General features: G+C 37.8%; 9 protein-coding genes and 1 pseudogene. 4 read left to right on the forward strand and 6 right to left on the reverse strand.

What is annotated here, in order from left to right; translation table 11 throughout:
• Positions 1-103 precede the first annotated feature (103 nt).
• Complete coding sequence (locus VLZ86_RS11850) at positions 104-499, forward strand: hypothetical protein (RefSeq protein ID WP_325451580.1); 396 nt, start codon at positions 104-106, stop codon at positions 497-499.
• Positions 500-653: 154 nt separating this feature from the next.
• Here the strand turns inward: VLZ86_RS11850 and VLZ86_RS11855 are convergent, their stop codons facing one another.
• The gene (locus VLZ86_RS11855) at positions 654-1655 is read right to left on the reverse strand and encodes an NAD(P)H-dependent glycerol-3-phosphate dehydrogenase (protein WP_325451582.1); all 1002 of its coding nucleotides are present in this window, start codon (positions 1653-1655) and stop codon (positions 654-656) included.
• Between the two features lie 251 nt (positions 1656-1906).
• On the opposite strand from VLZ86_RS11855, the gene VLZ86_RS11860 reads away from it, so the two are divergent.
• Both VLZ86_RS11860 and lysM read left to right on the forward strand, forming a co-directional pair.
• Entirely contained in the window at positions 1907-2860 is a 954-nt protein-coding gene (locus VLZ86_RS11860) for a nicotinic acid mononucleotide adenyltransferase (protein ID WP_325451584.1), read from the forward strand.
• A 163-nt stretch (positions 2861-3023) separates the two neighbouring features.
• Positions 3024-3533, forward strand: coding sequence for a peptidoglycan-binding protein LysM (lysM, locus tag VLZ86_RS11865; RefSeq protein WP_325451586.1), 510 nt, complete (start codon positions 3024-3026; stop codon positions 3531-3533).
• A 37-nt stretch (positions 3534-3570) separates the two neighbouring features.
• On the opposite strand, the gene VLZ86_RS11870 is transcribed toward lysM, so the two are convergent.
• A complete protein-coding gene (locus tag VLZ86_RS11870) occupies positions 3571-4893 on the reverse strand; it encodes a TlpA family protein disulfide reductase (protein WP_325451587.1) in 1323 nt (440 codons plus the stop codon).
• 91 nt (positions 4894-4984) lie between these two features.
• Positions 4985-8344, reverse strand: a complete 3360-nt coding sequence (gene mfd / locus VLZ86_RS11875) for a transcription-repair coupling factor (protein WP_325451589.1) — start codon at positions 8342-8344, stop codon at positions 4985-4987.
• 215 nt (positions 8345-8559) lie between these two features.
• Here mfd and VLZ86_RS11880 point away from each other — a divergent pair, with 215 nt between their 5' ends.
• Positions 8560-8991, forward strand: coding sequence for a TerB family tellurite resistance protein (locus VLZ86_RS11880; RefSeq protein ID WP_325451591.1), 432 nt, complete (start codon positions 8560-8562; stop codon positions 8989-8991).
• A gap of 217 nt (positions 8992-9208) precedes the next feature.
• Here VLZ86_RS11880 and VLZ86_RS11885 read toward each other — a convergent pair whose 3' ends face one another.
• The 3 genes and pseudogenes from VLZ86_RS11885 to VLZ86_RS11895 all read right to left on the reverse strand — a co-directional run.
• Positions 9209-9640, reverse strand: a complete 432-nt coding sequence (locus VLZ86_RS11885) for a hypothetical protein (RefSeq protein ID WP_325451593.1) — start codon at positions 9638-9640, stop codon at positions 9209-9211.
• A 60-nt stretch (positions 9641-9700) separates the two neighbouring features.
• Entirely contained in the window at positions 9701-12052 is a 2352-nt protein-coding gene (gene pbpC, locus VLZ86_RS11890; protein WP_325451595.1) for a penicillin-binding protein 1C, read from the reverse strand.
• Between the two features lie 341 nt (positions 12053-12393).
• Positions 12394-13233, reverse strand: a pseudogene (locus VLZ86_RS11895) (hypothetical protein); the annotation flags it as partial.

Here is a 13233-nt window from a genome sequence, read left to right on the forward strand (position 1 = left end):
ATGGAATTTAAATAAACTCCTATGATTCAAAAATTAATCTTTACGATAAAACAGTAACTTCGCAGTTCAATTTAAAAGATCCCTGCCTTCGCAGGGAGTAAATATGAAAAAAGACATCCACATCCCTAAAGTTGCAGGCGTGTATTTAGCCATCGTCAATGAGTATAATGACCTTTATAAAACTCACGATTGGAATGCCTATATTATCAATGACAAAAACATCGATTTAGAACTCGTGCTGATCGTTACTAGCGGTTATTCTGAAAAAAAAGTCACCTCTACCTTCCGTAAAAAACTGGATCTACTTCCAAAAAAGAGCTATGCCAAAATCGAATTTATGCCTGAGGAGTTGTTCGTATTGAACAATGAATTTAAAGTGACATTTTTTGAAGGGAATACCATGCATGAGAAAAACTTTCTTTTCAGAAAAAATACGATCAATGAAAAGGCTTTTCAGAAAATTCCGTTGATGGAAATGAAAGGGGTTTTAGTGATTTAGAACACAGATGACGCAGATTTTTGCAGATGTCCACTGATTTTGTAGGACCATCATTAACACTTACACCCTTTTGAAGTCTTATCCCCTTCTTCGCGCCTCCTACGTCTTCGCTAGAAAAACTTCCACCTCCAGCTTCCAACTCCCAGCGCTTCTTCTAATCGAGTTTTTCTGTTAACTTTTTGAACATCGGTTTGGGATCTTTGCCTTCATATAAAATGGCATAAATTGTAGTAATGATGGGCAGTTTATCTTTTCGTTCATCTTTTAAGATAAGATCGTACGCGCTTTTTGTAGCATAATATCCTTCAGCCACCATGTTCATTTCCATTTGCGCAGATTTTACCGTATAGCCCTTCCCTATCATATTCCCGAACATTCTATTTCGAGAAAAGAGTGAATACCCGGTAACCAATAAATCACCCAAATAGGCTGAATCATTGATATTGCGCTTCATCTTGTGTCGTTTTTTAATAAAGCGTTTCATTTCCCTTATGGCATTACTCATCAAGACACTCTGGAAATTATCGCCATAACCCAATCCATGTGCTATACCCGCTGCTATAGCATAAATATTTTTGAGCATGACGGCATATTCAATCCCTATCACGTCATCACTGGTTGACGTTTTGATGTAGTCACTTGCTAAAGCTTTGGCGATCTTCTCGGCTTTGGCTTCATCGGCACAAGCAATTGTCAAATAAGACAAACGTTCCAAGGCGACTTCTTCCGCATGGCAAGGTCCTGAGATAACGGCTATATTATCGAAAGGAATTCCATAGATATCATGAAAATGTTCACCCACCAATTTGCCGGTTTCAGGCATGATCCCCTTAACTGCAGACACAATAATTTTATCCTTAAAATCCACCTCTAGCTTCAACAATTCGTCATGAATAAAGGCAGACGGAATTACAAAAATCAACACATCAGCATAAGTTGCCATCTCATTGATGTCATTACTGATCTTAAGTTGTGAGGTATTAAATTCAACCGAGCTCAAATAACTTGGGTTGTGATGTTCTTTCAATAAGTGCTCTTTAATATAAACACTTCGCATATACCACCCTACTTCATCCAAATTTTCACAAAGCATCTTAACGATCGCTGTGGCCCAACTTCCTGATCCAAAAACGGCATATTTTATTGGTGTACTCATAAATATATTCAAGTTAATGCAGTTCAAAAATACATAAAAATTTACGGTTTTACCATTTCGAAATGACCCGAAGGCGAATTTGTGGCACGTGTTTTGAATTCTTGACATTATAATCTTTAAATTGTTGGATTCTGGAAAGGCATAGCCAGTTCAAATCGCAGAACACATCCTGCTATTTTAGTTCGTTTTGCTAATTATAACAGACTGTAGGCAAACAGATCACGCCAAGATTTTAAAATAAAACTGAACAGATGAAAGCTCTAAAATTACTTTTCGGGTTTGCACTTGCGGCAACCATATTTACATCTTGTACCACCAATACGGTTTATGAAGAACCGGCAATTTCCTTAAATCAGTTATTAGGTTCTTATGATTTATGGTATGTTGATATCAATCAAACCGCAGGATATGGAGAAACGCCTTTTTTACAAATTGCGTTTACGCTCTCATTTAAGAATGGTGTCCTATTTGCTAACAATAATTTGGTAGGTTTTGGGCCTAATGGGCAAGGCAATGGTTTCGGGATTGCTATTGGAGAATATGATGCTTATGATATGATTTTAGACGTGTACCATGATCTAGATGGCTTTCAAAGCTTTGATGTCTACCAAGTTGATTACGATACCATCGAACTCTACAACCCTTTTAATGACACGTCGTACTTTTTACACGGGTATCAAAAATCGACATTCGATTATGACTTCGTCTTTTATGATAATATCCACTACTTCTTGCAAGAATATAACGCTTGGGAAAAGACATTTACCAGTCAGATGGGTGCCTTAAATGAGTTTGACAATGAAAATTATTTAAAGTTTTTAGCTGGCGGAAATGACTCTGAATTTAGAAGCTCGCAGGACTACAACATCGCACATCCTGATGACATTTATTGGGACTACACTGGGATTTATGGTGTGGGTAATATTACAGGAAACACGCACCTCAAAACATTAACATTAGATTATGATTATTTCGATAATGAATTCTTCGAGTTGAGCGTTATTAATGATCAAGTAATAGAGCTTTACCACGCAAAATCTGGTACGACTTATGAATTTACAGGACGTGGGTACATCCAATATATGAGGAATGCCCAAGCTAAGGGGGTCGATAACGATGGCAAATTTAAATCATCTGAATTAGAGAAAAAACGTAAGCAGAAAACTACTAAAAAAGATAACCCTAGGGAAAATAAAAGAAACTAAATTTTGGTTGGTTATTTAGTTTCTGGAAACGCTCATCTGATTCATTTCAGATGAGCGTTCTCTTTTTTTAACAATATATTGACAACCCTAACTTCAAGGTTTCAATTAGTTGTTGTAAATTACCTATCAAATCAATAGTTAACTCTTAAAAACTTAATATAATATGGGACTATTTTCATTTATTAAAAACGCCGGAGAAAAGGTCTTTGGTGTGGGAAAAACAAATTCTGAAGAAAAAGCAGAAGCACAAGTTGCCGCAAATAAGCAAGCAGCTGCAGACGAACTTAAAACAAACGAAGCAGGAGCCAGAAAACTTGAAGAAACAATTAAAGACTTAAAACTTGAAGTTGAAGACCTGAAAATCAAGATTGAAGACGATATGGCCATTGTTACAGGACAGGCTCATGACCAATCTACAAAAGAGAAAGTAGTTTTAGTGATAGGTAACACCAACGGCATTGCGTCCGTTGACGACCAGATGAGTGTTGAGCACGCCGAGCCTGAAGCACAGTTTCATACGGTTATGAAAGGTGACACCTTAGGGAAAATAGCCAAAAAGTATTATGGGAACGCCATGAAGTATCCACTAATATTTGATGCCAATAAACCAATGTTGAAAGATCCTGATAAAATCTATCCGGGGCAAGTCCTGAGAATTCCAAGCTTGTCATAAGACAAAAAAAGGCTGTATTCAAATACAGCCTTTCTTTTTATAAGTCATTTAAAAGGGTTTGTAATTCTTCTAAACTATCTGGTTTTGCAATAATTTTTTTGTTCTTGTCCAAAATAAAATAGGTAGGTGTACTTTCCACGCCATATTCACTGCTCACAAACCGTCTTGGCGTGCCTGAATCAATTACATGAATGAACTTTGGGTACTTAAGGATTTCTCTATCCCATGCCACATCTTCCCCCTGAGTCCCATAGGCAATCACTTTTAATGTTTTAGCATCTATTTTATCAACTGTTTTCCTGATTTCAGGTAATTGCTCCAAACAATGTGAACACCCACTATTCCAAAAAATAAGCAGGTAATTATCTGCCATATTTAAATCATGTAGAGTTGTTGTCACCTTCTTGCCCTTCACTTCCATAGGAATAGGAAAATCTATAGCTATTGCACCTACGGAAGTGTTTTTGAAAATGGTCAGTACATTAACCAACATCGCGTTATTTGCTTTAGTTGCCAGTTCCAATAAATAAGCATCCGAAATATAATTGGCGACGTTGTCCTCTTCAATCTGTACCATATTAGACCAAATGGCCTGTAATAATGCCATTTTTATTTCTGAATTCTCCTTCCCAATATAATTGACCAAATTATCAATCTGGTGTTTATAAAAATCTTCCGATGCATCATCAGTCATTCCAAAAATATAAGCCCTCACCCTATCGGTCAAAAACTCTGAACTCTGCAAGAGTAGATCGCTAAAATCGACATTGGCCAGGTACGTGTCTTTTAAGTTTTTGGAATAAGTGGAAATATCCTCATAAGTTTCAGGAATATAAGGCTTATTTGCATTGATAAATACTGAAGCCATGGTACCCTTTGAAGCCAGTTCAAAAGCATCCTGCGTCTCTTTCAAGGTTTTAAAAATGTCCTTAAAAGCCTCCTTATCGTCACTTTTCTGCGTATAGAAATTGCCGATGGCCCTGTTGATCATTTCAATGCTATTGGTGTAAGAGGCCCATAATTTATTCTCATTGGATTCCTTAAACTCTAAACCTTCGGTCAAGCTGAAATGTAAAACAACATCCTCCTTGCCACTATAGATTAAATCAAAGTTGTTCATTTCTTGGGGCACACCATAGACTATTTTATAAATTCCTGGGGTTTCTGTAGTGTCCAGTTCAATTTTGAACTGGCCTTTTTCGTCAACTTTACCCCTATCAACATATTCTGCACCCGTCGGACTTGATTTGTACAGAAAAGCGTAGGTGAAATCTTCAACTGGCGAAAAAGTGCCTTCAATGGTGTGTTGTGCCATTAAAAGCGATGGCAGCAAGGTCAAAAGTAAAATCAATGTTCTCATTCGATGACTATTTTTATTTTTTAAGAATCTACGTCTTCCGAGCCCTCCGGTAAGTAAATTATATAATTTAAAAATCTTAGTGGTTCAATAATCAAGCCACTATAGGTTTCAAGGCCGTTAACGCTTGGTTAACCGTTTTAATATGTTCAAAGGTAAGCAATAAACGCAGCCCTGTCCGGGTCTGCTTTTCTCGCATTTTCCCTGCCCCTGGATGGGATTGAATATACTGAATAACTTTGTTAAACCCTGCACTTTGATAAAACGCACTTTGCTGATCGCTAATAAAATAACCTATCAACTTCCCTTGTTTCATCACTACTTTTTCCAAGCCTATTTTGGTAGCAATCCATTTGATACGGACACTGTTCAATAAATCAACCACTTGTTTTGGCATTTCACCAAAACGATCAATAATATCGGCTTCAAACTTTTGAAGTTCTTCCTCAGTTTTGATCTCATTCAGTTTGGTGTATAGATTCAAACGTTCAGCAATATTATTCACATAATCATCAGGAAACAACAATTCAAAATCGGTATCGATGGTGATGTCCTTGACATAGTCTCTTTCTATATGTTCATCTTGATATAAATCCTTGAATTCATTCTCTTTTAATTCCTCTATGGCTTCATTCAATATTTTTTGATAGGTATCAAAACCAATATCATTTATGAATCCGCTTTGTTCACCACCCAATAAATCACCAGCACCTCTAATTTCCAAATCCTTCATGGCAATGTTAAAACCACTGCCCAATTCGGTAAATTGCTCCAAAGCGGTTATTCGCTTACGTGCATCCTCGGTCATTTCTGAATAGTCGGGGGTAATAAAATAACAGAATGCCTTTTTATTGCTTCGACCTACACGACCTCGCATTTGGTGCAAATCGCTCAAGCCAAAATTATTCGCATTGTTAATGAAAATCGTATTGGCGTTTGCGACGTCCAAACCACTTTCCACTATAGTGGTACTGACCAAAACATCAAATTCACCATTCATGAAACCTAGCATTAACTGCTCGAGTTTTTTACCTTCCAATTGCCCGTGTCCAACCCCAATTTTAGCATCTGGCACTAAACGTTGAATCAGGCCGGCAACTTCCTTAATGTTTTCTATACGATTGTGAATGAAGAACACTTGGCCGCCACGTTGGATTTCGTAAATCACTGCATCGCGAATGGTCTCCTCACTAAATCTAATGACATGGCTTTCGATGGGATACCGATTGGGAGGTGGCGTTGTAATGACCGATAAATCACGCGCAGCCATTAAACTAAACTGCAAAGTTCTTGGGATAGGTGTAGCCGTTAAAGTCAATACGTCCACATTATCTTTGAGTGTTTTTAATTTCTCTTTGACCGCCACTCCAAATTTCTGCTCCTCATCAACGATCAAAAGTCCAAGATCCTTAAATTTTACATTTTTGTTGACCAATTGATGAGTCCCAATGATGATATCCAAGTTGCCGCTTTCAAGACGTTCCAATGTGTCCCGTTTTTCCTTAGCGGTTCTAAATCGGTTCAAATAATCGACGGTTACAGGAAAATCTTTCAATCGTTCCGTAAACGTCCTGGAATGTTGATAGGCCAATACGGTAGTTGGCACTAAAATGGCTACTTGTTTGCCATTATCTACCGCTTTAAACGCCGCTCTCACCGCCACTTCGGTTTTACCAAAGCCCACATCGCCACAGATCAATCGATCCATCGGCCGTTCACTTTCCATATCGGATTTTATATCGGCAGTAGCTGTACTTTGATCTGGAGTATCTTCATAAATAAAAGAAGCTTCCAACTCCATTTGCATCGCGCTATCCGGCTGGTATTGAAACCCTTTTTCTAACTTACGTTTCGCGTAGAGCTGAATTAAATTAAAGGCAATTTCTTTAACCCTTGTTTTAGTTTTTTGTTTTAAATTTTTCCAGGCATTACTACCAAGTTTATAAATTTTTGGCGGCTTACCATCTTTACCATTGAATTTGGATATTTTATGTAGCGAATGGATACTCAAATAAAGAACATCTCGTTCGCCATAAATCAATTTAATAGCCTCTTGCATTTTACCTTCAACATCAATTTTCTGCAATCCGCCAAAACGGCCAATCCCATGGTCAATATGGGTTACGTAATCGCCAATATCAAGATTGGTCAGTTCCTTTATGGTAATGGCTTGCTTTTTTGCATAGCCATTCTTAAGATGGAATTTATGGTAACGTTCAAAAATTTGGTGATCGGTATAACAGGTGATCTTGTTATCGTGATCAATAAATCCCTGATACAAAGACAAGACAATGGTTTGGTAATGCACCCCAAGTTCCAAGGCTCTATGGCGCTCCGTACTGACATCTTCAAAAATATCATGAAAACGCTTGGCCTGTTGCTCACTTGCACAGGCAATAAAGTTGGTGTAGCCTTTATCGTGGTAACTGTTTAAATTTTCAATCAACAAATCAAATTGCTTATTGAAAGACGGTTGTGGCGCAGTATGGAATTCAACCAGTTCTTTGCTCATTACAGATGAAGCACCAAATTCAACCAAAGTAAATTCGAGCATTTGTCTTTTTAAGAATTCTGAACTGCAGAATAATTCTTCGGGAGAAGCTCTCCTAATCTCTTGGGAAAGAGTTTTAAAGGCCTCCTCAGCTTTCTGATAAAAATCGTCTATTCTTGAAAAAAGTAAATCTAAGTTCTTAGAAAATACAATTGTTTTAGAAGCAATATATTTCAAGAAACTCTCACGCGTCTCGTTTGAAAATTTATTTTCAACGTTAGGGATGACATTGATTTTCTTAATTTTTTCTGTGGACAGTTGTGTTTCAACATCAAAGGTTCTGATACTATCCACTTCATCGCCAAAAAACTCAATTCGGTAAGGCTCGTCGTTGGAGAATGAAAACACGTCTACAATGCCACCACGGACGGAGAATTCGCCTGGTTCTGTTACAAAATCCACCCGTTTGAATTGGTATTCAAAAAGAACCTCGTTCACAAAATCAATAGAAAGATTATCATTAACCGATATTTTTAAGGTATTTCTTTCCAATTCCTTTCGTGTCACAACTTTCTCAAAAAGCGCATCGGGATAGGTCACTATTATCGCCGGCTTTTTACGACTATTGATTCTGTTTAAAACCTCCGCACGCAAAAGCACGTTGGCGTTATCTGTCTCTTCAATTTGATAAGGTCGCCTGTAGCTTCCTGGATAAAAAAGCACATCTTTATCGTTGATCAACAACTCCAAATCATTGAGATAGAAGGCAGCTTCTTCCTTATCATTAAACACCAATAAAAAAGGAGCATCTGAAGTTTTGAATAGTTCTGAAATAACAAAACTTAAAGAGGACCCTATAAGTCCTTTAACATGTATTTTACTTTGACTTATGGCAATAGCAGCTTGCAGATTTCGCGTTTGCAAAGTCTGTGTATAAGCTTGCGAGAGATGTGATTTACTCAAGGCAATTTATTTTAGACAAATATAAAGGTTAGTATCTATATGTACCATATTACATCTGTGAATTTAATCTTAAAAGAAATTGATAAACTATCTCCATTTCTTCTATGGAAATGGGAAGAGGAAGTCACTATTTTTCGTTGTATTTTTTAGGGCATTAATAAAAAAAATATGTAGTTTTGAAGGTCACAAAACGTGGCGATTAAAACAAAATAAATATGTCAATTTCAGATTTATTCGATAGTGGATTTAAAAAGCGAAATGAAGATCATTTTGCTGCAATAGTAAGAGTTGCCATGGATGATGGTGTTATAACCGACGATGAAAAGGCCTTTTTGGATCGGTTAGCGCACAGTTTGGATATTAGCGAAGCAGAATATAAAAACATACTTAAGGATTACCAATCACACCCCATCAATCCTCCCACATCATATGACAGTCGTTTAGAGCGTTTATTTGATTTGGCACGCATGGTACACGTTGATCATATCCAAGGCGATGGCGAAGAGGTATTATTGAAAAAGATTGGCGTTGGTTTAGGTTTTAAACCTGATAACGTAAAATATATTGTCGACAAAGCACTAACATTGGTTGCGAATGGCGTTGACATTGATACGTTTATTGACGAAATGAAAAACATGAACAGATAAAACCAAGACCGTTGCGCTTTTAGAACAATCCTGTCTATGGCAAGGTTGGCAATCAAGACTTGATTTTTAATTCATAAAAGAATGTCGTTATAATTTAAAGGTTCTCAAATTACGAGTTATTATTACTACTCATTATCATTAAAAAATAGCCACACAAAACAAAAAACCAGAGTGTATAGCTCTGGTTTTTTTATAAATTGAAATTACTGATGATTTGTTAGAACCATGTATTCCAAGGAATTTTTGCCAAGACAGAAATAAGAGCCAAGGTGTAAAAAATGGCCAACATTTTAAATTTTGGTGTTGAAGTTAATTTCTTTTTATGCTTTGAGTATCCGATAGTAATTAAAACAACGGCTATGAGCATCATCAGAGGATGTTCCACAACATTAGATCTTAGCACGCTATTCCCCATGATTTCTTTCATGCCTGCGCCTGAAATTACGTCTAGATAAGCAAAGAGGAGGACGATCCCTAAAAGCAGTTGAATATGTGACACAATAAGAGTAAATAGAGAAATTCTAAAATCCAAAGGATGGAATTCCTTCTTTCCAAAATATTTAAACAAAGCGTTTAAAGTAGCAATTACAATCAATAAAAGGGTCAAATAAGCCCAATAGGAATGCAACATTTTTACTGTTTCGTACATGGTTTTTTGTTTGAAAGGTTAAAAACAAAAATAGTCATTTTATACATTGATTTGGATGCATTATTCTGAAATTTCAATCCAGCGCTTACTTTCATAACCAAATGCGTCAACAACCGTAATCACATGTTTTCCCTGTTTAGGCTGCATGGCGAATTCATGGATGTCTGTAGTGCTCCCTAAATAACGCTCATCCAGATACCAAAAGACCAAGGTTTCGGGTTTGGAATGCGCCACTTTCAATATCAAATCATTGGTTTGACCGTCAAAATCCTTTGGTAAAAAAATGGTATTATTTTCCTTCGGATATATGAATTCCATAACAACGGCGCTTTCCCCCAAACAATCTTCTCTAAATGGTGGTAAGGGTTTATAATATGGATTTTGAGCTTTGTAATAATATTCCATTAACGGTGGCAACACAAACCACGATTTATGGACCATATTATTCAAGTCCTCACATGAGGAATTAACTTGGTATTGTTCATTCTTATCCAAATGCACCAAAATGTGATAAGGACAGGGTGCCGTTTTAAGTCCTAAAATTTGAATGAATTTAGGTTCCTTATTTTCACATGTTGGAGATGCCCGATGGCCCGATTGTGAACAGATCTCAACCTCCTGCATTTCATCATAAGGCTTGATAAACCAATCGCTATTGGGCAGGACATCAAATACATCAAACAAAATTGGTGCTGCCGTTTGCACCCCCACCAGACCTGGCCTTCCTTCTCCATCAGCATTTCCAACCCAAACCCCTACAACATAATCTTTAGTGGTGCCAATGGCCCAAGCATCCCTAAATCCGAAACTCGTTCCTGTTTTCCAGGCAATCTGTTTGGAGCTGTCGTAAAACTCCCAGTTTTCATTGCCTTCAGGTCTATTCACTTCTTTTAAACTTTCAAAGGTCAAATAAATGGAAGCTGCATCAAATAAGGTTTTATCAGAGGTTCTTTTGCCAAAGTCGATCGTTTTATCTGCGAAAAATGTAGGTTCACAGAATTCATTGCTGAAGTATTCGCTGGAGGTCTCGCTAAAATGATTTAAGGTTGATGATAAGGCTGCGTAGCTTTTGCATAAATCCCATAGATTACTTTCAGCGCCGCCAAGAATGAGCGATAATCCATAATGATTGGCATTGTATTGTAAATCCTTTAACTGCAATGCTTTTAAATAATGGTGAAACCGGTCCAGCCCAAATTCCTGCAACATCCTTACCGACGGGACATTCAATGATCGTGACAAGGCACGACTTGCAGGAACTGCGCCATCATAGTGTTTATCATAATTCTCAGGATTGTAACTCCCGTATTGTGTGGGTACATCCGCCACCAAAGTGTTGGGCAAGAGATCTCCGGCATCCAACATGGCGGCATACAAAAAGGGTTTTAATATACTGCCGGTACTTCTTGGCTTGTCAATGACATCAACATCTTTTTCGTGTTCCTTATCTGTGGGCGTATTGCCAACGTAGGCCAAAACTTTACGGGTTTTAACGTCCAATACCAAAACAGCAGCATTATAAATTTCATTCTGTTTAAGGTTATTATAATGGTTATAAACAATTCTGTTGACTTGCTCCTGAATCGGTTTTTTGACGGTGGTCTGAACATATTTTCCAGAATGCGTTTGGGTCACTTTTTGAAGTAAGTGCGGTGCAATTTGTGGCAACGGATACGGTTTTTGGGGTAATCCTTCTGCTATTGACAATTGATAGGTCAGCGTATCGATAACGCCCTGTGACATCAGTTTTTCTAATAACCGATTGCGCTTTTTGAACAGCTGTTCTTGGTTTTTGCCAGGATAGATTAAACTTGGGGCATTGGGCAATACCGCTAAAGTCGCACTTTCTGCCCAAGATAATTGTGAAGCAGCTCTATTAAAATAACGCCATGAGGCAGCATCCAATCCCACAACATTTCCTCCAAAAGGCGCATTGCTACTGTAATAGGAAAGTATTTTCTCTTTGGAAGCTCTCAATTCCAATCGGGTGGCGAAAATAATCTCTTTAATTTTCTCAAAATAGGTTCTGGATTGTCCTTTTCGGGACAGACGGATGACTTGCTGCGTTATGGTGCTGCCGCCTCGTTTCACACCACCAGAACTTAAGTTTTCTTTTAAAGCTTTAAAAATAGATACTGGATTGAATCCGGGATGTCGATAAAAATAGGCATCTTCAAATTGAAGAATACAGATCTTGAATTTATCTGGAACGGTGTCATTTTGAGGAAATCGCCATTGTCCATCCTCGGCAATGATGGCTCCTAAAAGCTCGTTATTAGAACTTGTAATAACCGTTGCCGTTGGATCTTTAAACAATTGCGGTGGCAAACAGAAATAATAGACCACCACTATTATAAAAATAATGGCCGTTTTGAATTTGTGGCGTTTGATGTGGGTTAGTAGTTTGTTCATGGTTAAAGACCTCACAGGTTTTTGAAACCTGTGAGGTCTGAATATAATTTATATTTGTATTAGTTGAATAACCCTTCCATCTTTAAGCTCTATTCTGAATTTAAATCCATCTTCCCTTAAAAAGGGAAGGAATTCTTTAATTTGGTCATATTTATATTTTATTCGCACACTTAACTTCTCCTCCTTTTCAAGGTGGAGTGGCTCCATCACGAGAATCGGGATGAAGACCTGTCTGCCGACAGGCAGGCGAGGTGGTTAAAACATCAGCTTCGACTTTTCCGTCTTAAAAACTTCAAGATTCCTGCCTGCCTGTCAGCCGAACAGGCGGGCGCAGGAATTTGTTACTGGATTACTTCAATCCATCTGCCCTTGGTCCTTACTAAAAACTCATTGTCATACATGGCTTCAGCTTGTACGCCCGGCAGATAATAGGTGCCCAAATAAGACGCGTTCAACATGACGGTAAAGGTTTTGCTATCATTTTCTCCACGTTGTGGCAAGTCGAAATAAAAGTTCACACGATCATCCCTAATATCCGTATATCTCGCCTGACTTGTGGTAGTATCACCAAAAGCTGTAAAACGGGTATTGACAATTTCCCATCCTGATGGGAAAATTTGCGTCAACGCCACATCATTTACATCTTGGTTTTTGAGATTGCTCACCTTAACCACCGCAACAAAATCCTGGCCTTGGTTTAATTTTCCAACGTCTATAACATTACCACTTAAATCTTTATAAACCACGGAAACACTTAACCCACGTTGTTCGGAAATTTCTTCACCAAGCGGCAATTTCCCATAATTCAGCACACGAACATAAACCACATTGGCTTGGTTGTTTTTGAAACTGAATGTATTACTACCCTCTTTAACTGGCAATTCGCGTTGTGCAATGGCACTCTTTGTATCGATGGTTTCAGATTTGCCATTTAGGGTATATTCCACTTTTAACGCTTTTCCGCCGTTTGCTTCCACCATTTTTGCCATTGCCAATAAGCTATAGGCCGTGGTTTGCGTGCTCATCCATTTATTACCGGAAAGATCTTTGGCAAGATCTTGTGCCACTTCACGCATTTTAGGATTTTTGGTCAACACCATCGTTTCCAAAGCCATTGCTCTATTTCTATCAACAGAACCGTAGGTATAATAATTATATTTTGGAGGTAAGAAGTTGATATT

Source organism: Gelidibacter sp., from assembly GCF_035515035.1.
Taxonomy (GTDB): domain Bacteria; phylum Bacteroidota; class Bacteroidia; order Flavobacteriales; family Flavobacteriaceae; genus Gelidibacter.

What these genes read in the sequence shown, in the direction of transcription:
- VLZ86_RS11860 (WP_325451584.1), top strand. Translation starts at nt 1,907, where the DNA reads ATGAAAGCTCTAAAATTACTTTTCGGGTTTGCACTTGCGGCAACCATA.
- VLZ86_RS11870 (WP_325451587.1), bottom strand. Translation starts at nt 4,893, where the DNA reads ATGAGAACATTGATTTTACTTTTGACCTTGCTGCCATCGCTTTTAATG.
- pbpC (WP_325451595.1), bottom strand. Translation starts at nt 12,052, where the DNA reads ATGAACAAACTACTAACCCACATCAAACGCCACAAATTCAAAACGGCC.
- VLZ86_RS11850 (WP_325451580.1), top strand. Translation starts at nt 104, where the DNA reads ATGAAAAAAGACATCCACATCCCTAAAGTTGCAGGCGTGTATTTAGCC.
- VLZ86_RS11855 (WP_325451582.1), bottom strand. Translation starts at nt 1,655, where the DNA reads ATGAGTACACCAATAAAATATGCCGTTTTTGGATCAGGAAGTTGGGCC.
- VLZ86_RS11885 (WP_325451593.1), bottom strand. Translation starts at nt 9,640, where the DNA reads ATGTACGAAACAGTAAAAATGTTGCATTCCTATTGGGCTTATTTGACC.
- VLZ86_RS11880 (WP_325451591.1), top strand. Translation starts at nt 8,560, where the DNA reads ATGTCAATTTCAGATTTATTCGATAGTGGATTTAAAAAGCGAAATGAA.
- lysM (WP_325451586.1), top strand. Translation starts at nt 3,024, where the DNA reads ATGGGACTATTTTCATTTATTAAAAACGCCGGAGAAAAGGTCTTTGGT.